The following is a 23512-nucleotide window of genomic DNA, read 5'->3' on the forward strand; positions in this document are numbered from 1 at the left end:
TTCTCCTTACGTGGTGCTGTGTGAGGGCGGACGTGGTTACTCGCCGTAGTACGGGAGGGTGGTGCCCGACAGCTCGTACTCCTGGCGACGGCCGCACATTCCGTAGCCGTCGTGGCGAGTGGGTTCGGCCGTGTGGACCGCGGCCTCCGCGAGGTGGGAGGGATCTCCCGCGGCGAGGGCGGCCAGCTGCCGGCCGGTGCGCCGGGCCGTGGCGAGGGCACCGGCCTGCCAGAGCTCCTGCCACTGCGGGACGCGGCTGCGTACGAGGCGCGCGGCAGCCCGCTGGAAGTCGAGGAACGGCCCGTTGTCGCCTGCTTCGAGGGCCTCGCGCAGGGCGAGGTAGCCCTCGATGGCGAGGTCGCGACGCTCGCGGGTGGCCGCTTCGACCGCTGGGCCCTCCTTCCCTGGCAGTGCTGCGGCGGCCGCGTACCGCTCGGGGTCGGCGAGGATCTCGGTCGGGAAGGTGAAGATGGCGTCGCCGGCCTCCGGCAGTCCGCTGTTCTGCATCAGCACGGTGACCTTCAGAGCGTCGCGCTGCACCATGCGGTGCACCGTGCCGGGTGTGAACCAGGCGACCGAGCCGGCCTGGAGGTCCGTCTGCCGGTAGCCGTCGGAAGTGAGGGTCTGTACGGCTCCACGCCCGCCGGTGACGACGTAGGCCTCGGTGCAGACCGTGTGCAGGTGCGGGCTGCCGCCGCACATCCCGTCCGCGGCCTCCCAGTCGTACGCGCTCAGGTGCGACAGACCGACCGCACCGGGCAGCGGGTGCGGGAGTTGGGCCTTGCTCACCAGTCCAGTCCCTTCAGGTGGGTCGCGACGCGTTCGCTGTCCCAGGAGCCGTCGGCGACCACGACCCGGTAGCGGTAGGCGAAGCTCTGCCCCGGGGGCAGCTCGAACTCCTCGAAGAACGCCCAGGAGAAGGCGACGGTCGGGATCGGCTCGGAGCGGGCGAACCAGTGGGAGGCGTGGATCGCGTCGCCGTTCTCCGGAGCGTGGGCGAAGACGAGGGTCGAGTGGGCGTCCCTGCCGTCGTGCTCGCCGGTGAAGGCGAGCCACGGGCTCTGGGTTCCCATCAGGTGCGCGGCGCCCTCTTCGCCAGGGCCCAGCCGGCCGTCGGGACCGAGGACGTCGCCGCCGGTGAAGTCGCGCGGACCTCGCCAGTGCAGCCCCGTGTATCCGGCCGCCTCCCGGCCCGCGGTGGTCGGCGACCCGAAGTGCAGGGGCTCATCCCGCGTATTGGTGAGCTGGATCGACCAGTCCAGCGCCCAGGCGCCCGCCTCGGCGTCGACCGAGTGGACGGTGATCCCACGCACCTCGCGGGCCCACTCCTGACCGCCGTTCTCGATCCAGGTGAGCCGCTCGGTGAAGCTGAAGCGGTCCTCGTCCACCTCGAAGGTCTCGAATCCGTCGTGGCGCATCGAGCCGACCCGCTCCGGGATGGGCCGGTAACCCTCGCCGTGAATGTAGGAGTGGCCGCCCCAGAAGTTCTGGCCGGACAGATGGCTGGCCGTCATCTGCAGGCCCTTGTGCCAGCGGTGGTCGTTGGGGCGGTAGCCGGAGACCGGGCTGCCGGACAGGGTGCGCAGCGGGTGGACGTAAGGCTTGCGCGCCTCGAACGCCTCCGGGTCCGGCCGATACACATACGCCATCAGCTCGACGTCGCCGTGGGCGACCGTGATCCGCTCGCCGTGGGTGTGGGTGACGGTGATCGGCGCGCTCATCGGCTCTGCTCCTTCGTGGCGGGCCGCGGGGCCCAGTCGGGGTGATTGCCGTGCATGGCCGCGTAGTACGGGTCGCCGGGCACGATCTCGCCCGCCCGCACCGGCAGACCGGTAAAGGCCGCCTTGTAGAGCGCGGCGAGGAACTCCAGGGTCCGGCGGGCGTCGTGGCCTCCGCCGGGCGGGCGCGTCCCGGCGCGCATCGCCGCGAGGAGACCTCCGAGCTGGGCCGCGTGTGAACTGGGCAGGTCGGTGGCGGGGGACTGCCAGACCTGCGTACGGGCCGTGTCAGCGGCGGTGTGCGGTGCCGGGGTGTAGACCCAGTCGTCGTTGGAGTGCCCGTAGAGGTGGGTGAGTTCGACGGTCGCGTCCGCGCAGTCGATCCGGATGCGGCTCACCTCGTCGGGCGAGAGCACGCTGTTGACGACGGTGGCCATGGCCCCGTTCGCGAAGCGCACCAGCGCGGTGGACACGTCTTCGCTCTCGATGTCGTGCACCAGACGGCCGGCCATGGCCCGTATCTCGGTCCAGTCGCCGAGCAGGTGCAGCAGCAGATCCATCTGGTGGATGCCGTGACCCATGGCCGGGCCGCCGCCCTCGGTGGACCAGCGACCCCGCCAGGGAACGGCATAGTAAGCGCTATCTCGATACCAGGTCGTCTGACAGTGCGCCACGTGCGGGGCGCCGAGTTCGCCGGATGCGAGAAGTTCGCGGGCGTGGACGGCGCCCGAGCCGTAGCGGTGCTGGAAGACCACCGCCGCGTACGGGCCGCCGGCCGCGCCCTCCGCCTCGGCGACGGCGTCGTGCTCGGCGAGCGAGAGGCACAGCGGCTTCTCGCACAGCACCCACGCGCCGGCGCGCAGCGCGGCCACCGTCTGCTCGCGGTGGAAGGCCGGTGGTGTGCCGATCAATAGCAGGTCGGGGCGCTGTTCGGCGAGCATCTGGGCAAGGTCGGTGTAGCCGGCGACGTTCTCCCCTGCGGCCTTGCGGAAGTCGTCGAGACGCTCGGGGTCGACGTCGACGGCGGCGACCAGTTCGACATCTTCGGCGTGGGCCGCGAGGGCGGGCAGATGGCTGCCGCGGGCGATGGCGCCGGTTCCGGCGACGGCGGCCCGGAAGCGCGCGGTGGTTGGGGGCATACAGGTATGCTCCTTCAGCATCTATAGAAAGCGCTTGCTGCATGGGAACCCTAGGCAGCGGTCGCTCGCCGGGACAAGGGGCTGTGCACAACCAATCTCCGCCGCTCCCGCCGCTGGTGTCGGAGGGTCATGCGCCCGGCGGGCGACCCTGGGCGCGATCACTCATGACGCGGAGGTAGCGGTGGCGGTAACCTCGGCGCGGCCGGCGTGCTCGCCGCCGCGGTCCCGGGGCGCGGGATCCCGGCCCGCCGCGGTCCCGAGTGCGGGCCGGATGGAACCTGCCGATAGCTGCAACAGGACGACGGACCATGCCGCACCAATCCGGGCCGCTAGCGCCACGCGTCTTCCGCTCTCCCGCCGATCACCCAATGACACGTCGGCCTGATCAAGGCCCGACCGGCCATCGGCCACGCCAACATCGGCGATGGGCCCATCGGAACGGTGTCTCGGCGCTCTTGCCGAACCGGAGGAGTCCGGGGTGTGGCCTGGGCGAGCTCGCGCAGCCTTTGAGTCTCGGTCTCCTCCGTTGGGCGCCGGTCAGCCTCTACGGGACCTTCGCTCGTTGCGCTGCTGCCGTCCGCTTGCGCTCGCCGTGCTCCCCTCCGCTGCTGTCTGCAGTCGGGGGAGGGGCCTGGCGTGGAACACCGGCCGGGCGGCCTCGTGGCTCGCTCAGTTCAGACGACCGAGGCCGGGCCGGGAAGCCTGCCGGGATCACCGGGATCACCGGGACCACAGCGACTGCGCTCACCGCGCCCGCGTGTCGTTCGGATCAGCCGAGACCGCCCTTCAGGTGATTGCGGGACTCCTCACGGGCCGGACAGTCGCCGCAGGGGTACGGCGTTCCAGCAGACCACGATCCGGACCCCTGTGAGGAGATCGGCCATGTACGCAGCAGTGCGACGGTACGAAGGAGTGAGCGATCCTTCCGAGGCAGGCCGCGTCGTGGACGAGGGGTTCGTACCGCTCATGCGTCAGGTCCCTGGGTTCGTGGCCTACTACTGGGTCGACGCAGGGAACGGCGTCATGGTCTCGACCAGCGTCTTCCAAGACCAAGCCGGCGCCGACGAATCGGTCTCCAGAGCGGCGGACTTCGTGCGGGACAACCTCGCGACGCTACTCCCGAACCCACCGCAGATCATGGCCGGCGAGGTCATGGCCTCCGCACCTTGACCGAGGGCATGGGTGCTGCGGTGGCATTCGTGGATGTCGACGGTCGGCCCTAGGCACTCCTCGGTCCAGCACCAAGTGACGGCGCAAGCCACCGGTTCGGGCGCTTTCCCGTCAGGTGTGGAGCGCCGGCATCCTGCCAAGGCGCCGCTGATTTCCGCCTCTCCCGCCGCGTCGCAGTCCCCTCCCCGCAGCGGTGCGCCCCGACGGGTGCGGACGCGGTCTCCGCACACGTCTCCACTGCGGCCCGCCCGCCGACGCGTCTGATCCCGTTCCGGGGCGCCGGGCAACGCAGATATGACACCTGAGGGTTACGGCTCGATCAGTCCGACCCGGATTGCGTACCGGGTGAGCTCCAGCCGGTCCTTCATGCCGAGTTTCTCCAGCAGGTTGGCCCGGTGCCGCTCCACGGTCTTGACGCTGATGACGAGCAGGTCGGCGATGTCCTGCGAAGTGTTGCCTTCGGCCACGAGCTTGAGGATTTCCTCTTCCCGGTCGGTGATGGCCTTGGAGGGGATGGTGCCGCCTTCGCGGGCACGGTCGAGGTAGTTGCGGATGAGGGCGTTGACGGCGCCGGGGTAGAGGAAGGGCTCGCCCCGCATGGTGGCGCGGCAGGCCTCGACGAGGTCGCGGTCGGCGACGGATTTCAGGACGTAGCCGGAGGCCCCGGCGGCCAGGGCTTCGAAGAAGTACTGCTCGTTGTCGTACATGGTCAGCATCAGGATGCGGGTCCCGGGCTGTGAGCGGGAGAGTTCGCGGGCGGCCTGCAGTCCGGTCAGGCGGGGCATGGCGATGTCGAGGATGGCCAGGTCTGGGTGGTGGGTGCGGGCCGCTTCGACGGCTTCGGCTCCATCGCCGGCCTCGGCGACGACCGTGAGGTCGGCCTCGCCCTCGAGGATGAGGCGGACCCCACGGCGGACCAGGCGGTGGTCGTCGGCGAGGAGAATGCGGGTTCTTGTCGCCTGGGACATGGTCAGCGGCTCCGATGGTGGACGGGCACGATCAGGCGTACTTCGGTGCCCCTGTCGGCGCCGGGGCCAAGGGCGAGGTCGGCACCGATGAGCAGGGCGCGTTCGCGCATTCCGCTGATGCCGGCCCCTTCGGCAGCGCCGTCGATGCCGCGGCCGTCGTCGCGGACGCGCAGCTCCACCCCGCTGGGGGCGTGCCGGAGGGTGAGGTCGACGCGGTGGGCGCCGGCGTGGCGGGCGACGTTGGTCAGGCTCTCCTGGGCGACGCGATAGAGGACCAGTTCGATGTCCCTGCTCAGCGGTGGCAGGTCGGCGTCGATGTGGTGACGCACGGCCGGAGTGGGCCAGGTGAACTCGGTGGTCAGAGCCTTCAGGGCGCTGGTCAGTCCGAGTTCTTCCAGCACACCGGGGCGCAGGCGGCGGGCGATCCGGCGAATCTCGTCGAGGCTGGCGCGGGTGGTCTCCTGCACCTGATGGAGTTCCTCCCGCACGGCAGGCGTGGCGTGGTCGGCGACGCGTTTGAGTTCCAGGAGCACGGCGGTGAGGGTCTGGCCGATCTCGTCGTGGAGTTCTTGGGCGATGCGGTGGCGTTCGGCTTCCTGCGCGGACAGGGCGCGGGCCGCGCTGGTGGCGCGTTCGGCCTCCAGGCGGTCGAGCATGGTGTTGAAGGTCGTGATCAGTTCGGCGACCTCGCCGTGCCCCCCGACAGCCGGACGCCTTCCCGGTCGCAGCAGATCGGTGGTGGTCATGGCGCGGGTGAGACGTTGCAGTGGGGCGAGACCGAGCCGCAGCAGCACGCCGTTGGCGACGAGCATCGCGGCCAGTCCGGCGGTGAGGACCGCGGCCTCGGTGAGCAGCACCGGGGTGGAGACGGTGACCGGGCCCAGCAGCAGGGCAGCGGCAGCGATCAGCACCACGGCGTTGAGCAGGAAGATCCGCCAGAACAAGGGCACCGACACCGCCTCCGTCCCATCACCGTCCCTGCCGCTGTGACCTGCCTCGGCGCCACCGCCGGCGCTTGTGCCCCGGCTGCCGTCGAGTCGGTCTGTGGCCGTCATTGTCAGCCTGCGGGGCGGGTGCCCTCGTGTCCATCGGTACCGGCACCCAACTGCTCCAGGCGTTGGGTGCCGGACACCTGCGGAAATGGGTGCTGGACCCGATGGTGACACCTCCAGGCTGCGTGTGACGGTGGCATCGCACCCCTCACCTGCCGTTCCTTGGGAGGAGGAGAGATGACACAGCAGGGTGGCAATCCCCTACACGATCTTGAGGAGCAGCCACATCACAGCGACCCGCGTGGCTACCGCGGCCGGGAAACGGGGCGCCCGCGCCGGCCTCGGGGAAACCGCCGCGGCCCGGCCTGGGCGTTGCTGGTCCTCTCCGTGGCGACGCTGGTCATGGGCCTGGTGCTCCCGCACGGCCCGCTCCTCGCCGCGGGCCTGGTCATGGCCGGTGTGGCGGCGTATTTGTTCGCGCCTCCACAGGACCCGGCCGGGCAGCGCCCCCGCCTGCTCTGACGACCGCCGGCGCTTACCACCGCGGCACCGACGCTCAGATGATCATCGGTGCCCGACGGACCCGTGAACGGAGGACATTCCCGTCGCTCGCAACACGTTGAACGTTCCACGCCGCGGAGGGTGGTGACCCGTGGGACACACCGACACTCTGCTCGCCATGGGCGGCGCCTTCCTGGCCGCCGCCATTCTCGCCCGCCTCGGCAGGCGGATCGGCCTGCCGACCATCCCGCTCTTCATACTCGCCGGCATCCTGCTCGGCCCTCATACTCCAGGCCTGGTCCTGGTCCAGGACGCACACGACTTCGAAATGCTCTCCGCGCTCGGCCTGGTGCTCCTGCTGTTCTATCTCGGTCTGGAGTTCCACCTCGACGACCTCAGGAGCGGCGGCAGGCGCCTGCTCGCCGCAGGCGGAATCTACTTGCTGCTGAACGTCGGCGCTGGCCTGGGATTCGGGTTCGCCCTGGGCTGGGGTGCTCGGGAGGCCCTGGTGCTCGCCGGCGTCCTCGGCATCTCCTCCTCCGCGATCGTCACCAAGGTCCTCGTCGACCTCGGCCGCATCGCTCGCCCCGAGACCCGCCTGATCCTGGGTGTCACCGTCGTGGAGGACATCTTCCTCGCCCTGTACCTCGCCGCGCTCCAGCCCGTCATCAGCGGCGCCCAGGGTGTCGGGGAGACGATCGCCCAAGCGGGCAAGGCGTTCGGTTTCCTCATGGTGCTGGCTGTAGCCGCCCGCTACGGCACCCGTCTGATCGGGCGCCTTATCGCGGTGCGCGACAACGAGCTGCTGGTCATCAGCTTCCTCGGCGCCGCGATCCTCGTCGCCGGCGTCTCCGAGGTCCTTGGGGTCGTCGACGCCATCGGCGCGTTCATGGTCGGCATGATCCTCGCCGGAACCCCCTCCGGGCCGCGAATCCGCAAACTGGTGCATCCGCTGCGCGATGCCTTCGCCGCGATCTTCTTCTTCGCCTTCGGCCTGGCCATCAACCCTGCGGACATCGCCTCCGTCGCCGTGCCGGTCGCCGTCGCAGCAGCACTGACCATTGCCATGAACGTGGCCGCGGGACTGTTCGCCGCCCGCCTGTATCGCTACGGCCCCCAGCCCGCCGCGAACATTGCCACCACTCTCGTGGGGCGTGGCGAGTTCGCACTGATTCTGGCGGCCATGGCCACAAGCGCCGGCCTGGACAGGCGCCTCGCCCCGTTCATCGCCAGCTACGTCCTGGTCCTGGCCGTCCTCGGTCCCATCGCCGCCGGGCGCGCCCACCTGCTCGCCCGCCTCCTCCAGGCCGCGACCGGCCGCCTCCGCGGTCACCGTGCCCGCATGCCTACGGGCGTCACCCCGCAAACCGACGGCCTCACCCCTGCCCGCCACATCAAAGGCTCGGGCGCCGCACTCGACGGAGAGTAGGAACATTCATGGGTATCCGTGGAAAGCCTTTACGGCTCTGCGCATTGCCCTCTCGCGCCGCTCATCGACCGGGGTGAAGCCCTGGGCAAGTCGCTGACCATGTCGAGTGGGGCGGCCACCGCTGGTACCCATCCGCGCTCGTCGTCACCGCGGCGTCGATGCCGTCGCGCGTCACCGGGGCGTCGCGTGCGCGGGGCGGGTCGGTGACGACCTGGGGTGCACAACCTCGCCGCTGCCTCCCGTTCGGGTTCGTGCAGCAGATCCGCTGCCCGTGATGTCCGGGATCAGAAAACTTGAAACCGTAACAAGCTACTTGTGAAGTCTGTAGGGTCCTGTCTCTCATCAGCACTCTTGAGGGGGGACCTCATCATGCGTACCCGTATCGCCTTCGGTGCCACCGCTCTTGCGGCCGGAACGCTTGCCGCACTGATAGCAAGCCCTGCCCAGGCCGCCGAGTACTCCTCGGCCCTGAAGGTCCGCGGAGTTCAGTACGACGCACCGGGCCCCGACTCCAACAGCTGCTCCACCGGGAACACCCGGGACGAGTACCTGACGATCAAGAACTACTCGCGTACGGCGACGGTCAACCTCCGCGGCTACGTCGTCAAGGACGCCACGGGCAACCGTTTCACGTTCACCGCGAACCACTACTTGCAGCCCGGTGACTACATCAGGCTCCGAGGCGGCAACGGCACCGACTCCGATGGCGGCAACGTCGTCTACCGCGACAACTGCAACTTCCTCTGGAACAACGACCGCGACACCATCTACCTCTACAAGCCCGGCGGCAGCCGCGCCGACGTCCACTCCTACACAAAGAGCGCGAACGACCGCGACGGCAACGGCTACGTCACCTTCCACTGAGCGATGAGCCGGCCCCGTCGCCCGGTGCGAGACGGGGCCGGCTCGTGTTCCACCCCGGGGCTCCTGGCAGTTCTGCCGGGCCCCGTTCATGGACGTACTGACCTCATGGCGCAGTTCACCGGCATCGACTACGCGGAGCTCGGCTTCTGTTCTGAACCCTGCTCGATGCTTCCCTGGGCCGAAGGTCAGCCGCCGCGCTTCAGGCGTACGACCACGGGGGCACCGAAGGGATCGCCGGACTGGTTGACCTGGACGTGTCCGGCGCCAAGCCACTCGTCGGTGCCGGGGACCCGGTGGATCTCATCGAGCCACAGTGATTGGTTCGACCCCTTGCGCGCACCGGTCGACAGGGGCAGACGGTGCCGCTTGATCTTCACGCACCGGCCGCCGTCGGTCAGGAACCAGTTGCCGTCGAGGAACAGTCCCTTGTCGTCCTGACCCACCGGGGTCCGCAGTGCGCAGCCGCCGGACGCCTGCTCCTGCTCGACCCACTTCGAGCCGTCCCAGCGCAGCCGGATGTACTCGTCCGCCGGTTCGTTCTCGACCTCGCCGTGGTTGAAGGTGTTGCCGCCGTACGCGCGCACGTCACCGCCGTCGAGCGCGAAGACCTGGGTGAGGCCGGCGCTGGGCTCCGGCGGGATCGGCTTCTCGAAGCGGGCCTGTGGAGTCGCCACGGGCTTCCAGGACGTGCCGTCCCAGTGCATCGAGGCGGGCTGGCTGTACCGCTCGCCGTAGCCCAGCTCGGTGCCCGGCCCGGTGGAGCGGCTGCCGACCGCCCAGACGTCGTCCGGTCCCACCACCGCGAGGTCGGAGGCACCGTACGGCAGCCGGGTCGTGGTCCAGCGGGTGCCGTCCCAGTGCACGGCGGTCTGCTCGCCGCCGAGGGCCCAGATGTCGTCCGGACTCGCCGCTTCGAGGTCGCCGACACTGCTCGGCGGAGGGTTCGGCACCGTGGACCACCGGGTGCCGTCCCACATTGCCCAGGCGGCCACGCCGGCCCCCTCTTGATGGGTCTGCGGCCGCAACCACAGGGATTTGTCCCCGACTTCTTCCAGTTCGGGCGGGTAGTCGGTGGAGTCGAGAGCTTCGGGAAGGGGCTCGCGCCTCCACTGCTTACCGTCATAGTGGAGCAGGTGGGCGTTGGACTCGCCGTTGTTCTCGGTCCCGACCGCCCAGATGTCGTCCTCGGCCAGGACGGCGATATCGGTGAGCTCTCCGCTGAAGTCCGCGATGTGTTCGAACTCCCAAGTGAGGGAATCCGTCCCCGGCGAGGTGTCCTTGCCACCGTGGTCTGCCCTGTCGGCGGAGTCCGTGGCCCGGGAGCCGGTCGACTCGGAGTGCGTACCGCACCCAGCAGCAGTGAGGACAGTGGCCAGCACGGCAGCGGCCAGTATGCCCCTGCGCCTGATTCCCGCAGCTCTGTGCATGATCGCCCCCTCTTCGCTCCCCGTCGGAGCGGTTCCCGGAGAGCGGGCAGCGTACCCGGTGAGCGTATGCCGCGTGCTGCGGCGGGGTCAGGATCCGCTGCGGTCTCAGCGCTGGTGCGTGCACTGCTGCGCAGGGCGCGCACGCCTGATGGCGTCCTGCGTGACGCGCTGACGACCCGAGCTCGAATGGCAGGGAGCGCGCCCAGGGCGCTGCCCGCGCACCATTTCCTGGTGGCGTGGGGGAGCGTCAGGCCGGAGGGGGAGTGGCCCATTCTTCGGTGTGACGGTGCCGGTGCAGGCCGGCGGCTTCGAACTCGTCGTGCGCGTGGCCCGCGGAGACCCCGAGGTACCGAAGGACCTGGGAGATCGGTCCGCCGTCGGCAGGGAGCGGTTCCCCCTCGGGGAGGTGCAGTGGCCCAAGGGTGCGGGCGCCGCCTTCCCAGACCGCGGCGTGCTGCTCGCCGACTCCACCGAAGTACTCGGCCTCGACGTATGCGACGGGACCTGTTGCCGACCAGTGGGAGATGTGTGACGCAAAGCCTCCGGGCATGCCCCAGAACCCGAGTGCCCTGTCGTCAGGTCCCTCGCTGACGGCGTCGAAGTAGGCATTGGTGATCGGCAACAGCGACAGGCTTCCGTGGAGAGGAAAGAAGCGAGCCTCCGCGACTTCCTGTGCGGCCTCCAGCAGTCTGCTCTCGGCGATGACTGCCCGCAATTCGTAGGACACGTCCCTCCCCAACTCGTGACGGGACTGCGCATTTTGGCATTGCTCAGTGTGCAGCTACCCCTAGCTGCAGCCCGCGGCAGTGGAGGAGGACTCGTTGACGGCCTGGGGGAGGTCCTCCGCCTTCACGAGCCCAACTGGGTGGGCAAGGACTCAGGCGAACGGGTCGCCCGCAGTCCCGCTGAGGCGGACAAGCCCGGGGCTGCCCTCGTCGGTGACGCACACGTACAGCGTGTAGGTCGAGTCAGTCTCCTCGGCCATTGCGCGGGCCCAGGCCAGGACCTCCTCGACATCGGCGCCGGTCACCTCGTACTCGTCCGATGCCAGCGCAGGCTTGTCCCAGAAGTACGCCCGATAGGTGGCGTCATCCTGCTCCCAGGTGGTGTCTCGGGGATCCACTCCTCGTACCTGCATCAAGCAACCGTAACGGCCCAGCTCGCCGGCTGTTCGTGGGGTCAGCGGCCGGAGAGCGGCCCGTCACTACCTCGGTATGTGGTTGCGACCGTCGGCTCGGCAGCTGTTCGGGCGAGTTCAGAGGTCGGCCGCCAGGATGTCCAGGGTGTCGCCAGGCGCGGCAGCGCAGCATCTCCAGCGAGGGGTTGGCGTCGAGGTCCGCCCAGAAGCCCGCACCACCGAACTCGCGTATGTCGGCCTCCGGCACCGTAAGCGGGACCCAGGTGACTCCGTTGAATCCGGCTGCCCGCAGGCGCTTCTCGTCGACGTCGCGGCACGGGCGGTTGGCGACGAGCGAGTGACCGACATGGCGGCCGCGAGCGGGAAGCTCGCCATGAGGCCAGCGGGAGGCGGCCTGCCGGCTGTCTCGTTCCGCGGCTCAAGTGGCCGGGTTGAACAGGTTGAAGCGGTCCAGGCGGTTACGCGTGCGCCTCGCTCTTGTGGCTCAGGTTGTGTTCCTCTTGCCTGTACTTGGGGCAGCTCGGGTTCTGGCAGGGGCCCGGCCTCCACAAGGGGACGAAGATTCCCATCGCCTTGTATCGCCTGAGCGTCGCGGTCACGGGGCCGTGGCAGGCGCGGCAGACGTACCCGGCCTGCGGTGCTGTCGCATTCTCGTTTCTGCTCATACGTCCAGATTAGGATAGTTTGCACGAAAATGGGAGAGATTTTACCTTACCGGGTGCGGGAAATGCCGTGCCGGCCCGGGCGCAGCCGTGCTGGGGTTGGGACGTAGCAGGTCATCCATCCTGCGGTGGGTCACCCGTCTCCCGCGTCCTGTGCGACGGGGCTTGTTCAGCCGGACCCGAGGAGGTGTCGTCCTCCCCCGAAGCAGCAGACTCTTCCTGGGCCGTCGGGAGGGGGCGGCGAATGCTCAAGATGACGGCCGTGGCCAGGACCGCGACGATGACCGCCAGGCTGATCGGCGAGGGGATCTCCGGGATGCTGCTGCTGAACAGCTTGTGGGACGCCTGAAGGATCAGCTTCAGGCCGATGAAGGAGAGGATCAGGGCGAGGCCCTTGCTGAGGTAGTGGAATCGGTCCAGCAGTCCGGCCAGCAGAAAGTACAGGGCACGCAGGCCGAGGATGGCGAACGCGTTGCTGGTGTAGACGATGAATGCGTCGTCGCTGACCGCGAGGACGGCGGGCACGCTGTCCACGGCGAAGATCAGGTCGGCTGCCTCGATTGCGGCGACGACGGCGAGCAGCGGGGTGGCGACCCGTTTGCCGGCTTCCTTGACGAAGAACTTCATCCCGGCGTACTCGTCCCGAACGGGCATCACCCTGCGCAGCAGCCGCACGGCGATGCTCGTGCCCGGGTCGAAGCTGTCTTCTTCCTCCTTGAGGATCTTGTAGGTGCTGTAGAAGAGGACGGCCGCGAAGGCGAAGAGCACCGCGGTGAACCGGCTGACCACGGCCACCCCGGCGGCCAGGAAGACGCCTCGGAAGACCAGCGCGCCCATGACGCCGAAGAACAGCACGCGGTGCTGGTAGGCACGCGGCACCTTGAAGTAGGCGAAGATCAGCGCGAAGACGAACAGATTGTCGACCGACAGGCTCTTTTCCAGCAGCCACGCGGTGGTGTACTCCACGCCTGGCGTCGTGCCCAGTACCAGGAAGACGACCGCACCGAAGACGAGAGCGAGACCGACCCATACCCCGCTCCAGGCCGCAGCTTCCCTGAAGCCGATGACGTGGGCCTCCCGGTGCGCCAGGAGGTCCACCGCAAGCGCCACGATCACGGTGACGGCGAACGCCACCCACAGCCAGACCGGCACGTCGAGCACGAAGATCCCTCACACAGGTGGTAGAGAAAGCCTGCCCCTGGTGAAAGTCTGACTCAGCGATGCACGCTTGTCGCTCGCAGCCGCGCGACGACGATCCGGACGGGTCGGCCGTCCATCGGCGTAGGTCTCGGCACCGACAAAGGTGGCTTCCGCGGCGGGTGCCCGGCTCAGCGAGTCGAGCGCCCGGCGGCAATGCAGGACAGTCCCGGGTCGCCCCACCTACTCGACGAATCGCACGTCAGGGTAGGCCGGGGACGGACCGTCCAGCAGGTGCCGCGGCCGGTCCAGGAGATGCTGGTCGAAGAACGCGGTGATGTAGGCGCGCTGGGTGGCGGTGCTGCGCTCGGGGTCCACGGTGCCGATGTACGCCTCGCGGGTCTGTGCCGGGATGTCCAGGTGCTCGTCCAGAGCGGGCACGATGGTCTGAGCGTCGGTGTAGCTGAAATGGCCGCCCCGTTCCAGACTCAGGTCGCGCTTCCAACCGGTCGAACGGTTCCAGAAGGACTGCCAGGACGGCTTGTTCAGGTGAGTCTGGCTCGCCTTGCCCATGAGCATGAAGGGGCGATCCAGCCCCTCCAGAGCGACGGGGAGGAATTCGGTGCTGCTGTATTGGAGCGTGCCGTCCATGTCGATGCCGGCGTCGATACGGCGATCCGTGCGCATGGTCTCGGCCGCGGTGATGCCTCCGGCCGAGTGGCCGTACATTCCGATCCGGTTCAGGTCGAGCGCCTTGCTCAGTCCTTTGGGCAGACGACGCCCCTCGGCATCGGGGTTGTGGCCGGCCCGCAGCACAGCAAGCTGGTCGAGGACGAAGCGGGTGTCGCGTACCCGGGTGTCGACCGCTTTCCTGACCCCCTCGACTCCGGGCGTCAACTCCTTGCGCAGCTCGACGCGGCCGTCGGGGAATTCCACTGCTGAGGTCTCATGAGTGTGGTCAATGGTGACGACGATGTAGCCGTGGCTCGCCAGCTCCACGGCTGTCGAAGTGCCGAGGGCGCGCGGTATCTCCAGGCCCGGCGAGTACAGCACGATCGGTCGCCTGCCGTGGTTGTCGGCCGGGGCCGTGGGGGCCGCGGCCGCCCGGGTGGCCGCCCAGTCCACCTCGCCGGGCCGGGCGAGCCCGAACGAGCCCGACTCGTTCAGGAACCGCGCGACACCGGGCCGCATGTATGGCTGGCGGGGATACGAGCTCGTCGAGCGTGCCGGGTACCAGACGCTGACCATCAGCTCGCGGTCTCTGCCGGCGACCCATGGGTCCGGCCGGTCGCGGTCGACGAGATGGAGTTCGGTGCTCCCGACCGGCTGCCGCCCCGTCGGCTCGGGCAGCTGGAAACGCACCGCAGCACGCGAGGCTGAGGGTAAGGAATCGGATGGGGTGGCGGCAGAGGCAGCCGTACCCGTCCCGACGGTCAGGCAGAGGCCAAGGGCCAGTGCAGTGGTGATGGCTGTATGGATTCGCATGTCGGCCACTCTGGCCGCGGATCCCGCTTCGGCGCATCCGCCGCGAGGACGAGCGGACCCTGGCATCCCACCGACAACGCTCACCAGCGCTTTCAGGGTCCCGTCAGCGAGTGCCTGATAGCCACCGTCAAGATGTCGCGCCACGATCGATGACGCCGTGCTGCGGACGGCGGCCGGCTGGTACTCACGAACCGATCGCAGTTCTCGAAGCCGGGTAGCTGCCGCGCGCCGGGGAGACGGTCGCGGTGCGGGTACGCCCGCTGGGCGTCGACTCCCACCGCCCCCACAGACGGCGGACCTACCGTCTCGACTCCATCGTGGTGGGTGTGCGCAGGTCGGTCGCGAACAACCAGCCGGTCATCGCCGACGTGCGCCTACGGAGGCACACCCGCGCTGTTCTGCCGGGGGTGAACACGGCCCGACCGGGTTCGGCGATCCTTACAGTCGAGTCCATGACGACGGTTACCACGCGCACGGTCGAGTACCCGGCCGACGGCCTGACGATGATCGGGCATCTCGCGCTCCCGGACGGTGTCGACCGCCGGCCCGCGGTGCTGCTCGGACCAGAGGGCACGGGGCTCAGCGACGTCGAGCGCCGCAGGGCCGATGCTCTCGCCGAGCTGGGATATGTAGCGCTGGCCTTCGACCTTCACGGTGGGCGCTATTTGGGGGACCCCGAGGAGATGCTGGCCCGTTGCATGCCGCTGCTCGCCGACCCCGACCGGATGCGAGGCATCGGCCACGCGGCGCTCGACGTGTTGCGCACCGAACCGCGGACCGACCCCGACCGGATAGCCGCCGTCGGCTACGGCACCGGGGGCGCCATCGCGCTGGAACTCGGGCGCGATGGCGTCAACCTGCGCGCGATCGGGACAGTCAACGCAACTACCACGGGCCGACCGGGCGAGGCGGCGCGCATTCGCTGCCCGGTATGGGCCGGGGTCGGGTCGGAAGACCCGATCATGGCGCCCGCCCAACGGGACGCGTTCACCGCAGAGATGGAGGCTGCGGGTGTCGACTGGCGCCTCGTGGTTTACGGGGGAGCCCTTCACGCCTTCCACCATCCAACGGTCGACCACACCGTGCGTCCCGGCGTCGGCTACCACCCACGGCACGCACAGCGAGCCTGGCGTGACGTCGTCGCTCTGCTCGCCGAGTGCCTGCCCGTAAAGGAGTGAGCTGGTAGGCAGCCGCGATTCCGGGCTGAACCGGCCGGTTCACCACCTGGACCGGCTCGGGAACCGTTCCCCCGGATCCTGCGTGACCTCTTGACGACTTGTCGGCTGGTGGTGAGGGGACCTGATGAGAGCGCGGACGATGATGAGCGTGGCGGTATCGGCCTGTGTGGCGCTGGTGGCGTGCGCGTGCGGTCCGGACAAAGCGAAGGAGGACACGGACGCGAAGCCTTCGCAGCCGTCCGCTTCCCCGCGTGCCGAAGAGCCGTCGGCCACGCCGTCCGTGGGCGCTCATACCGAGAAGCCGTCGGCCGAGCCGACCGGCGACCAGCCCGCGCCCAAGACGAAGGAGGGCGCGATCCAGCGGTACGAGCAGTACCTCCACGCCCTGGGGCGTGAGGACATCGACACCGTCTGCGAAGTGGCCGGGCCCGCCGCGAAGAAGGCACAGGACCAGGGACTCGGCCCGTGCACGTCGACGTACGCCACGGTGTTCCAGATGATCTCGCCCGCGCAGAAGAAGGCGTTGAGAACCGCGACGGTCGACCCACAGCGCGTCGCCGTGCGCACGCCCGACAAGATCGAGATGCCGGTCGCAGCGGTCAGGGCCTCCGCCACCTTCTCCGAGAGCGACCTCGGCAGCTACACCCTGGAGTACCTCAAGAATGATTGGTACATCACCGACTGACCCCGACGCGCCGTAGGCGGAGCCGCCCGACGGCTGGCTCCGCGCGCACGCCACCGGCGGCCGATCGACCGGCGCACACCGACGACCTAAAGGCCCGCACCGCGCTGTCGGCTGCTCCGCCCCCGGCGGGGGCGTGCCGGGCGCTGCCGGCCACCTTCGTCGGTCGCGGGGTCGGGCTCATGGAGAGGTGGGGAAGGAGCGTGCTATCTCCGGAAGTGACCGCTGGAACGCTGCGTAATGGCTGACGGCGCCCTGGTCGACGACCCGGGCGCTGCCTCCGTGCGCCGACAACCGCTGCGCACATTGGTGGCTGTTGGCCATGGGCACGTCGTGATCGCCGGTGGCACTGTAGAGCGTGACCGGCACGTTCGGTTTCCAGTCGCAGGTGAAGTCATTGCTGCGCAACACTGCCAGAAGTCTGCCGTTGGGCCGCCGCAGCTTCGCGTACCACTGGTCGGTGAGCAGTTCCGGCAACGTTTCCGGCAGCTTTCCCGCGATCTGGTCCGCCGGGTGGTTGCTGTCGAAGAGCTCTTCCACATGATTTGCGTACGGGGCGCGAAAGACCTCGCGCGGGTCGGAGTAGAGGTGGTGCAGACGGTTCTGTGCGGTGAGGAAGTAGGCGGTGTAGAAGACGGCCGATCCTGGGCCGACCCGTCCGTCGAAAAGACCGGGTAGCTGGCTGGTCTCGAGGTCGTACGCGCCACCGACCGCCGCCACACCGCGCAGTTGGAAGCGCGGGTCGGCCCCGGAGTTCAGCGTACGGCCCAGCGCCATGGCCACCTGCCCACCCTGTGAGAAGCCCGTGGTGTGGACACGCCCGTCGAGCGACCGACCGAGTCTCGGTGCTGCCGCGCGAGCTGCGCGGAGCATGTCGAGGGAGGCATCGGCGGCGGAACGGTTGTCGAGGTAGGGGTGCGTGCCCGGGCCCGTACCGAGGCCGAGGTAGTCGGGGGAGACGGCCGCACGTCCGGCCGAGGCGTAGAGGAGGGAGACAGCACGGTCCGGCCCGTCCGCGACGGATGCCGCGTAGCCCCGGTAGGCCAACGTGCCGTGACCGTGGACGACGGTGGGGAGCAGGTGCCCTCCTCCGCGTGGCAGCGCGAGGAGACCTGACGCGGTGGTGGGTCTCCCGTCCGGGGTGACGGTGCGGTAGGTGAGACGGTACGCGGCGACGCCGTGGCGGGCGGTATCGGTTGGATAGCCCGACATCTGCGCTTCCTTGACGACGCGTCGATAGCTCCGCTCGCCGAGCGGTGTCACAGACAACAGCTCACCACGAGCATGTCCCCGCCCGGCTTCCTCCCCGGCGGCGGGTAGGGACGGGAACGTGAGAAGCGTCGCGAACGCGGCCGACGCAACCACGACCACTCTGCGGCGGCCGACATGCTGGCGCCAACGGGCCCTGCCGGTACGTGTTCTGGCTCGCCTGCTGCGCGTACTGCTGGGAAGTGATCTCATACCCCGAACGCTAGAGACCGGCACTCAAGCCCAGAATGCGGAAACCCGCACACTCCACCTGCGGAAAACCACATCTTCGGTGGCCTTCCGGTCCGAGCAGAAGGGGCGACGGGCGGAAAGCAACTCCCAGGCCAGGAGCATCGATCCCGCCCTTCTCCCGCCGCGGCTGACTCAAAGTGCGTCAGATGCCCTGAGGATGGCCCTCACCCACACCGCGCGGGGCCCAAGGACGCTGCCGACGAGACCGCGAGAGCAACGCCCCTCCCCGGGAGTATGCGGAAAACCCCACCCTGCGCGACGGTTATCCGCATACTGCCGCTGACCCGTGCTTTCTAGCGTTGCTGGTGAATCGCGGCGCTGTTACCTCAGCAGCCGCCTCAGCAGCTTGGAGAACGGCATGGATTTCGTGACTCTCGCACTGCCCCAGGAGCCCGCGAGTGGTTTCGCGGGCTGGGCGGCCGGCCTCGTGGACGCGATGGGCGCTCCGGGAGCCGGCCTCGCCATCGCTCTGGAGAACCTCTTTCCGCCCTTGCCCAGTGAGGTGATCCTGCCCCTGACCGGCTTTGCCGCAGGGCAAGGTGTGATCAGCCTGGCGTCCGCGCTGTTCTGGACGACACTCGGTTCGGTGGCCGGCGCCGCCGTCCTGTACTGGATCGGGGGGCTCTTCGGCCGCGAGCGCGTGCATGCGATCTGGGCCAAGCTACCGCTGGTCAAGAGCTCCGACCTGGAGCGCACCGAGCAGTGGTTCGTCAAGCACGGCACGAAGGCGGTGTTTCTGGGCCGCATGGTGCCGATCTTCCGCAGCCTCATATCGGTCCCGGCCGGCGTGGAACGTATGCCACTGCCGACGTTCCTGGCCCTGACCACCCTCGGCAGCCTGATCTGGAACACGGTCCTCGTGATGGCGGGCTATTGGCTGGGCGACCGGTGGGATGTGGTGGAGGGCTACGTCGGCTTCCTGTCCAAGGCCGTCCTTGTCCTGCTCGTCATGGCCATCGCCGCCTGTGTACTCGTGCGCCTCCGGTCCAGGAACCAGCCCCGGTCCCAGCACCGTCGCACCTCCTGACCCATGTCGATGAGCGGAAACGCGCACCCCGCCCACCCTCGGCCCGCCCCAGCTGAACGATCTTGCCGCAGAGGTGTCGCACCCTTAATGTCAACAGGCGTGAGGGGAGACCGGGCAGGCACAGAGACCCACCGTCCTCCGTCGACGCCCGGGTCACGGCCGGAGGGCCGCCATGCCTCGGCATCCGCGGCCAACTCGGCGCCCCGTCTCCTCAAGGTCATCGGTGTTCTGCTCGGGTGCTTCACCGCACTGCTCGGCCTGCTGTACTTCATCCTGGCCGGGGCCGTCCTCGGCGCCTTCCTTCTGTGGCCGCACACCCGCGGCCGGGCCCACACCGTGCTCGCCGCGGGGGCGCGCAGGATCACCATGGTGGATCGCTCCCGCCGCTCGGCCTTCTTCCACGACACGTTCCCCGACCACCACAGCTCCGACCGTGCGGTCCTTGGCTACCTCGCGGCCCGTACGTACAGCGGAGTGCTGTGCGGCATCGTGGTCGCACTGCTCGTCATCGGCGTCATGCTGGCCGGCCTTCTCACCGCGGGAATCGCCCGGGCCACGCTGACTTGGCAGGAGCTGCTGATCCAACTGGTGCTCGGTGGCGTCCTGCTGTTCCTGGACGTACAGGGTCTCCGCTCCCTGGCGGCTCTCGACTCCCGCCTCGCCCGGGAGTGCTTCGGGCCCTCCGAGCACGAGGTTCTCGTACGGCGCATCAACGAACTGGCCGCCAGCCGGGCCGCGGTGGTGCAGGCCGTGGATGTCGAGCGGCGCCGCATCGAGCGCGATCTGCACGACGGTGTCCAGCAGCGTCTCGTGGCACTCGCCATGCTGCTCGGCCGGGCCCGCCGCAGCAAGGTGCCGGAACAGGCGGATGACCTCCTGGAGCAGGCGCACAAGGAGTCCCGGGAAGTTCTCACCGAACTGCGTGAAGTGGCCTGGAGCATCTATCCGTCGGCTCTGGACGACCTCGGTCTGCAGGAGGCGCTCGGCGGGGTCTCCGAGCGGTGCAGCATCCCGACAAGGATCGAGTACGACGTTCCTGGGGCGCTGCCGACGCCCATCGAGACCGCCGCCTACTTCGTGGTGTCGGAGGCCGTGACCAACGCTGCCAAGCATTCGGCGGCCGAGGACGTCTTCATCAGAGTCAAGCGGTACGACGGGTTCCTCGCGGTGCTGGTGCGCGACAGCGGGACCGGCGGCGCCGACCCGGCGGGCAGCGGTCTGACCGGACTGCGCAGCCGGGTGGCCGCGCTGGACGGCAGACTGGACGTCCACAGCCCCCCGGGGGGTCCCACCACCATCACAGCGGAGCTGCCGTGCGCGTAATTCTCGCCGAGGACTCGACCCTGCTGCGAGAAGGGCTTGTCCGGCTCCTCGTCGAGGAGGGGCACGACGTCCTCGCCGCGGTGGGGGAAGCGGTCTCCTTGCTACGGGAGGTGGAGACGCAGACACCGGACATCGTGGTCACCGACATCCGGATGCCGCCGACCCACACCGATGAGGGGCTGCGTGCCGCGGTGGAGATCCGCGACCGCTGGCCGGAAGTCGGCGTACTCGTGCTCTCCCAGCACGTGGAGCGCAACTACGCGGCACAGCTCCTCACGTCGAACGCCGAGCGGGTCGGCTACCTTCTCAAGGACCGGGTCGCGCAGGTCGAGGAGTTCCTCGACTCGATGGAGCGCGTCCACGCAGGCGGCGCCGCCATCGACCCGGAAATCGTAAGGCAGTTGGTCATTCGCTCCCCACACAGCGACCCCCTCGGGCGGCTCACCCCACGCGAGCGCAGCGTCCTGGAGGTGCTGGCCCAGGGCCATACCAACGCAGCCATCGCGCAGAAACTGCATATATCGCTGAGTGCGGTGGAAAAGAACCTCAATATGATCTTCGACAAACTGGAGCTGTCACACACCACCGGCTACAGCCGCCGGGTGCTCGCGGTGCTGCGCTATCTGGAGTCCTGACACCTGAGGCAGCGAGGGGCCCGGGCCCCGTGCCGGGGGCCCGGTGCTTCGACGGCATACGGTACGGCGACCTGTCCCGTGCTCGCGAGGGGACGGGACGCCGTGCCGGAGCGGCTGTTGGAGGGGTGACCGTGGTCGACTACGAAGATCGCGCTCACGGGGTGGTGACCATGGACGCGAGCGGCGGGGGAGGCCGGATAACCGAGGTCATGCTCCGTCCCGAGGTGACCGTCGCCGATGCCTCGACGATGATCAAGATAAGTGCGGTCTGGTCGAGGCCACCCTCCCCGACCCACAGCTGGCCGTGTGCCTACGAATCTCTGCTGCGCACCGTTCGTGGCCGCGATCGGGCTGTGCGCGGACCGCGTGGTCACTCTGTGGCGAGGGTCGGCCCTCCGACCCTGGCCTCGGAGGTCGCCAGGGTCAGGAGGGCCCGCTCGGAGAACCTATCGAATGCTTTCCATATAAGTCGGTATCGACAGGCTGCGGTCCAATGGATCCGCCCTTTGGCTCAGCGAGCCAAGCAAGACGAAGCCGCCGCAGCGCGATGGGCGTGCGACTCGGCCGGGCGAGCCGGCTGGACCGGCTCTGATGGCTGGGGAACGGCGTAGGGGAAGCTGCGGGAGCATGGTCATCGGTGGAGGACCGAGGCGATATACGGGGCCCGCGCGTTCCGTGGGGGAGTGGGGCTGTGTCGGAGCGGAAGGCTGCTTACCTGGACGGCGGCGAGTCGGGTGAGGCCGGCGACCTCGCGGAGTATGTCGCGGTGTGCCCGCTCGCTCCCCGACCAGCCGGACAAATCATCAGCCTCGCGGACCTTCGCTGGGACGGGGAGGGCTGGTGGGAGGCCACGGATGAGGCGATGCGCGCGCTGGGATGGCGGGACGACGCCGAGACGGAGCCGGCGTTCATGGCCCGTTTCGTCACCGATCAAGGGCAGCACGTCCACGAAGGGGACGCCCGGTTCTTGATGCCGTTCTGCGAGCAGTACCACGTGGGTGAAGACCTGGCGTTCACGGAGGACGAGTGGGGCCCGCCTGCCGGGCTGGACCAGCTTCCGGGGCGCCGGCAGGGAAGACTTCAACGCTCACCTCGGGGCCGCTGTCGACCAGTTCACCCAGCTGCTCGGGCCTCCCGAGCTGGATGTCCTGGTGGACGCGCCTGACGTGCCAGGCAAGCGGCGTTACGCAGGCTGGCGCCGTGCGGGCAACGCTCTCGTCGTCGGGCAGGGGCCGGAGCCTCTCTCCTTCTTCTCGGGCGAGGAAGCGCGGGTATGTATCGGCCCGCTCGGCGTGGACGAAGGGTTCCCGCCCGCGGCTGAGCTGGGTGCCTTCCTACAGTTTTGAAGTGGCGCCGAAATTGATCGATGGACCCGCAAGGCGCTCGGCCATCGGCGCCGAGAGGCACAATGTGAGAACCACGACGGTGATGAGACGTCAGATCGGCTTGCTTGAGCAACCCTTCGAAATGCCGTGTGCCGCAGGGCTGGGGAGCTGCTCCGAAACTCCCTGGCCCTCCTCGACGTCGTCGGGCATCCAGCGCAGTACGTCACCAGGCTGGCAGCCGAGGGCGTCGCAGATGGCGTCGAGCGTGGTGAAACGCACCGCCTTCGCCCGGCCGTTCTTGAGTACGGCGATGTTGGCGGGCGTGATGCCGACGGTGGCGGCGAACTCGCCGACCGACAGATTGCGTTCGGCGAGCAGGCGATCGAGGTCGACAACGATCGCCATCAGATGACCCCGGCCATCTCCGTCCGGAGCGCCGTCGCCCTGCGCACGAGACTTCGCATGATCAGGGTGAGCATGGCGAACGAGGCTCCCACGCCGGCAGCCGCGATCGCGGCTGCCAGGCCGCTCAGGGCGTCCATACCGTCGTCCGGAGAGGGGATCTCGGCCAGCGTCAGGTGCGCGGCGGCCCCGACCGCCAGGGTCGTCGCCACCACCGAGGAACCGATGATGATGTCGACCCACCGGAAGGCCCGCGGGGAGAAGATCGCCCCTTGTCGGACCATGCCGAGCAGTCTCCACAGGGCCGCGAGGGCGACCTGGACGCAGGCGACGCCGAGGATCGCCGTCGCTGAGTAAGGCGCCGCGAAGGGGGCGTAGGCGGGGAAGAGGTCGACCTCGTCGGCCGCCGTGGTCGGGATGACCACGATCTGACCGAAGAGGCCGAGCGCGATTGCCACGGCGATACCGGCCCGGAGCACGCCTGTGATGAGGTGATGCATCTATCGATTGTCGATCGAGGCCTATCGAAAATCAATGGACCTAGTCAGGTTTCGGTCATTCGCGTACGTCGCGCGCGACAGGTTGGCAAGGGCTCATGCGGCACACAGGCTGAGGGTCCGTCATTTGCCGAGGCCGAAGAGCGACCGAAACACGTGTGTTCGAACCGTCGGCCCTCTCGTTAAGCCGGACGTCCAGCCGGGACGACCGCCAGGGAGACCACGTTGACCTTGACCGAATCGCCACCACGGCAAGACGCCGAGCCGCCTCCGCCTCCCATGGCGTCAGACCCTCACAGGGCCGACCCTGAGA

The 23512-nt window shown here is 69.0% G+C and carries 23 protein-coding genes; 10 read left to right on the forward strand and 13 right to left on the reverse strand.

Translation table 11 applies throughout. From position 1 onward, the window contains the following. Positions 1 to 36: 36 nt before the first annotated feature. The 3 genes from ACGFZW_RS16925 to ACGFZW_RS16935 are packed head-to-tail and all read right to left on the reverse strand — an operon-like array spanning position 37 to position 2857. A complete protein-coding gene (locus ACGFZW_RS16925) occupies positions 37 to 792 on the reverse strand; it encodes a cupin (RefSeq protein ID WP_393894113.1) in 756 nt (251 codons plus the stop codon). Continuing rightward, the gene (locus ACGFZW_RS16930; RefSeq protein ID WP_393893894.1) at positions 786 to 1721 is read right to left on the reverse strand and encodes a PmoA family protein; all 936 of its coding nucleotides are present in this window, start codon (positions 1719 to 1721) and stop codon (positions 786 to 788) included. The genes ACGFZW_RS16925 and ACGFZW_RS16930 overlap by 7 nt, the downstream gene beginning before the upstream one ends. Next, a complete protein-coding gene (locus tag ACGFZW_RS16935; protein WP_393893895.1) occupies positions 1718 to 2857 on the reverse strand; it encodes a Gfo/Idh/MocA family protein in 1140 nt (379 codons plus the stop codon). Before ACGFZW_RS16935 ends, ACGFZW_RS16930 begins: the two co-directional genes overlap by 4 nt. A gap of 882 nt (positions 2858 to 3739) precedes the next feature. Here ACGFZW_RS16935 and ACGFZW_RS16940 point away from each other — a divergent pair. After that, positions 3740 to 4027 carry a hypothetical protein gene (locus ACGFZW_RS16940; protein WP_393893896.1) on the forward strand — a complete coding sequence of 96 codons (288 nt, stop codon included), beginning with the start codon at positions 3740 to 3742 and terminating at the stop codon, positions 4025 to 4027. 308 nt (positions 4028 to 4335) lie between these two features. On the opposite strand, the gene ACGFZW_RS16945 is transcribed toward ACGFZW_RS16940, so the two are convergent. After that, positions 4336 to 4995, reverse strand: coding sequence for a response regulator (locus ACGFZW_RS16945; protein WP_393893897.1), 660 nt, complete (start codon positions 4993 to 4995; stop codon positions 4336 to 4338). Positions 4996 to 4997: 2 nt separating this feature from the next. Continuing rightward, positions 4998 to 5945 carry a HAMP domain-containing sensor histidine kinase gene (locus ACGFZW_RS16950; protein ID WP_393894114.1) on the reverse strand — a complete coding sequence of 316 codons (948 nt, stop codon included), beginning with the start codon at positions 5943 to 5945 and terminating at the stop codon, positions 4998 to 5000. A gap of 279 nt (positions 5946 to 6224) precedes the next feature. Here ACGFZW_RS16950 and ACGFZW_RS16955 point away from each other — a divergent pair, with 279 nt between their 5' ends. The 3 genes from ACGFZW_RS16955 (at position 6225) to ACGFZW_RS16965 (ending at position 8781) form a co-directional block, all read left to right on the forward strand. After that, complete coding sequence (locus ACGFZW_RS16955) at positions 6225 to 6509, forward strand: hypothetical protein (RefSeq protein WP_393893898.1); 285 nt, start codon at positions 6225 to 6227, stop codon at positions 6507 to 6509. A 130-nt stretch (positions 6510 to 6639) separates the two neighbouring features. After that, positions 6640 to 7917, forward strand: coding sequence for a cation:proton antiporter (locus ACGFZW_RS16960; protein ID WP_393893899.1), 1278 nt, complete (start codon positions 6640 to 6642; stop codon positions 7915 to 7917). A 369-nt stretch (positions 7918 to 8286) separates the two neighbouring features. After that, a complete protein-coding gene (locus ACGFZW_RS16965; RefSeq protein ID WP_393893900.1) occupies positions 8287 to 8781 on the forward strand; it encodes a lamin tail domain-containing protein in 495 nt (164 codons plus the stop codon). Between the two features lie 185 nt (positions 8782 to 8966). Here ACGFZW_RS16965 and ACGFZW_RS16970 read toward each other — a convergent pair whose 3' ends face one another. The 5 genes from ACGFZW_RS16970 to ACGFZW_RS16990 form a co-directional block, all read right to left on the reverse strand. Further along, a complete protein-coding gene (locus tag ACGFZW_RS16970; protein ID WP_393893901.1) occupies positions 8967 to 10208 on the reverse strand; it encodes a hypothetical protein in 1242 nt (413 codons plus the stop codon). Positions 10209 to 10455: 247 nt separating this feature from the next. Further along, positions 10456 to 10935, reverse strand: a complete 480-nt coding sequence (locus ACGFZW_RS16975) for a hypothetical protein (RefSeq protein WP_393893902.1) — start codon at positions 10933 to 10935, stop codon at positions 10456 to 10458. Positions 10936 to 11085: 150 nt separating this feature from the next. Continuing rightward, the gene (locus ACGFZW_RS16980; protein ID WP_393893903.1) at positions 11086 to 11346 is read right to left on the reverse strand and encodes a hypothetical protein; all 261 of its coding nucleotides are present in this window, start codon (positions 11344 to 11346) and stop codon (positions 11086 to 11088) included. A 776-nt stretch (positions 11347 to 12122) separates the two neighbouring features. Further along, positions 12123 to 13169 (reverse strand): TerC family protein, encoded by a 1047-nt coding sequence (locus ACGFZW_RS16985; protein ID WP_393893904.1) that lies wholly within the window; start codon positions 13167 to 13169, stop codon positions 12123 to 12125. 219 nt (positions 13170 to 13388) lie between these two features. Beyond that, a complete protein-coding gene (locus ACGFZW_RS16990) occupies positions 13389 to 14507 on the reverse strand; it encodes an alpha/beta hydrolase family protein (protein WP_393893905.1) in 1119 nt (372 codons plus the stop codon). Between the two features lie 575 nt (positions 14508 to 15082). On the opposite strand from ACGFZW_RS16990, the gene ACGFZW_RS16995 reads away from it, so the two are divergent. Both ACGFZW_RS16995 and ACGFZW_RS17000 read left to right on the forward strand, forming a co-directional pair. Next, positions 15083 to 15808: a dienelactone hydrolase family protein gene (locus ACGFZW_RS16995; RefSeq protein ID WP_393893906.1), complete on the forward strand. Its 726-nt coding sequence runs from the start codon at positions 15083 to 15085 to the stop codon at positions 15806 to 15808. A gap of 124 nt (positions 15809 to 15932) precedes the next feature. Then, a complete protein-coding gene (locus ACGFZW_RS17000; RefSeq protein WP_393893907.1) occupies positions 15933 to 16493 on the forward strand; it encodes a hypothetical protein in 561 nt (186 codons plus the stop codon). Between the two features lie 177 nt (positions 16494 to 16670). Here ACGFZW_RS17000 and ACGFZW_RS17005 read toward each other — a convergent pair whose 3' ends face one another. Next, complete coding sequence (locus ACGFZW_RS17005) at positions 16671 to 17702, reverse strand: alpha/beta hydrolase family protein (protein WP_393893908.1); 1032 nt, start codon at positions 17700 to 17702, stop codon at positions 16671 to 16673. Positions 17703 to 18348: 646 nt separating this feature from the next. Between ACGFZW_RS17005 and ACGFZW_RS17010 the strand changes: the two genes are divergently transcribed. The 4 genes from ACGFZW_RS17010 (at position 18349) to ACGFZW_RS17025 (ending at position 22321) form a co-directional block, all read left to right on the forward strand. Further along, complete coding sequence (locus ACGFZW_RS17010; protein ID WP_393893909.1) at positions 18349 to 19017, forward strand: DedA family protein; 669 nt, start codon at positions 18349 to 18351, stop codon at positions 19015 to 19017. A 99-nt stretch (positions 19018 to 19116) separates the two neighbouring features. Next, a complete protein-coding gene (locus tag ACGFZW_RS17015) occupies positions 19117 to 20340 on the forward strand; it encodes a sensor histidine kinase (protein WP_393893910.1) in 1224 nt (407 codons plus the stop codon). Next, positions 20331 to 20975 carry a response regulator gene (locus ACGFZW_RS17020; protein ID WP_393893911.1) on the forward strand — a complete coding sequence of 215 codons (645 nt, stop codon included), beginning with the start codon at positions 20331 to 20333 and terminating at the stop codon, positions 20973 to 20975. The genes ACGFZW_RS17015 and ACGFZW_RS17020 overlap by 10 nt, the downstream gene beginning before the upstream one ends. A 998-nt stretch (positions 20976 to 21973) precedes the next feature. After that, the gene (locus tag ACGFZW_RS17025) at positions 21974 to 22321 is read left to right on the forward strand and encodes a hypothetical protein (protein ID WP_393893912.1); all 348 of its coding nucleotides are present in this window, start codon (positions 21974 to 21976) and stop codon (positions 22319 to 22321) included. Between the two features lie 90 nt (positions 22322 to 22411). Here ACGFZW_RS17025 and ACGFZW_RS17030 read toward each other — a convergent pair whose 3' ends face one another. Both ACGFZW_RS17030 and ACGFZW_RS17035 read right to left on the reverse strand, forming a co-directional pair. Continuing rightward, entirely contained in the window at positions 22412 to 22705 is a 294-nt protein-coding gene (locus tag ACGFZW_RS17030) for a helix-turn-helix domain-containing protein (protein ID WP_393893913.1), read from the reverse strand. Next, positions 22705 to 23202, reverse strand: a complete 498-nt coding sequence (locus tag ACGFZW_RS17035) for a DUF2975 domain-containing protein (RefSeq protein ID WP_393893914.1) — start codon at positions 23200 to 23202, stop codon at positions 22705 to 22707. The genes ACGFZW_RS17030 and ACGFZW_RS17035 overlap by 1 nt, the downstream gene beginning before the upstream one ends. Positions 23203 to 23512 lie beyond the last annotated feature (310 nt).

The sequence above is a fragment of the Streptomyces sp. NPDC048248 genome (assembly GCF_043201875.1).
GTDB lineage: Bacteria > Actinomycetota > Actinomycetes > Streptomycetales > Streptomycetaceae > Streptomyces.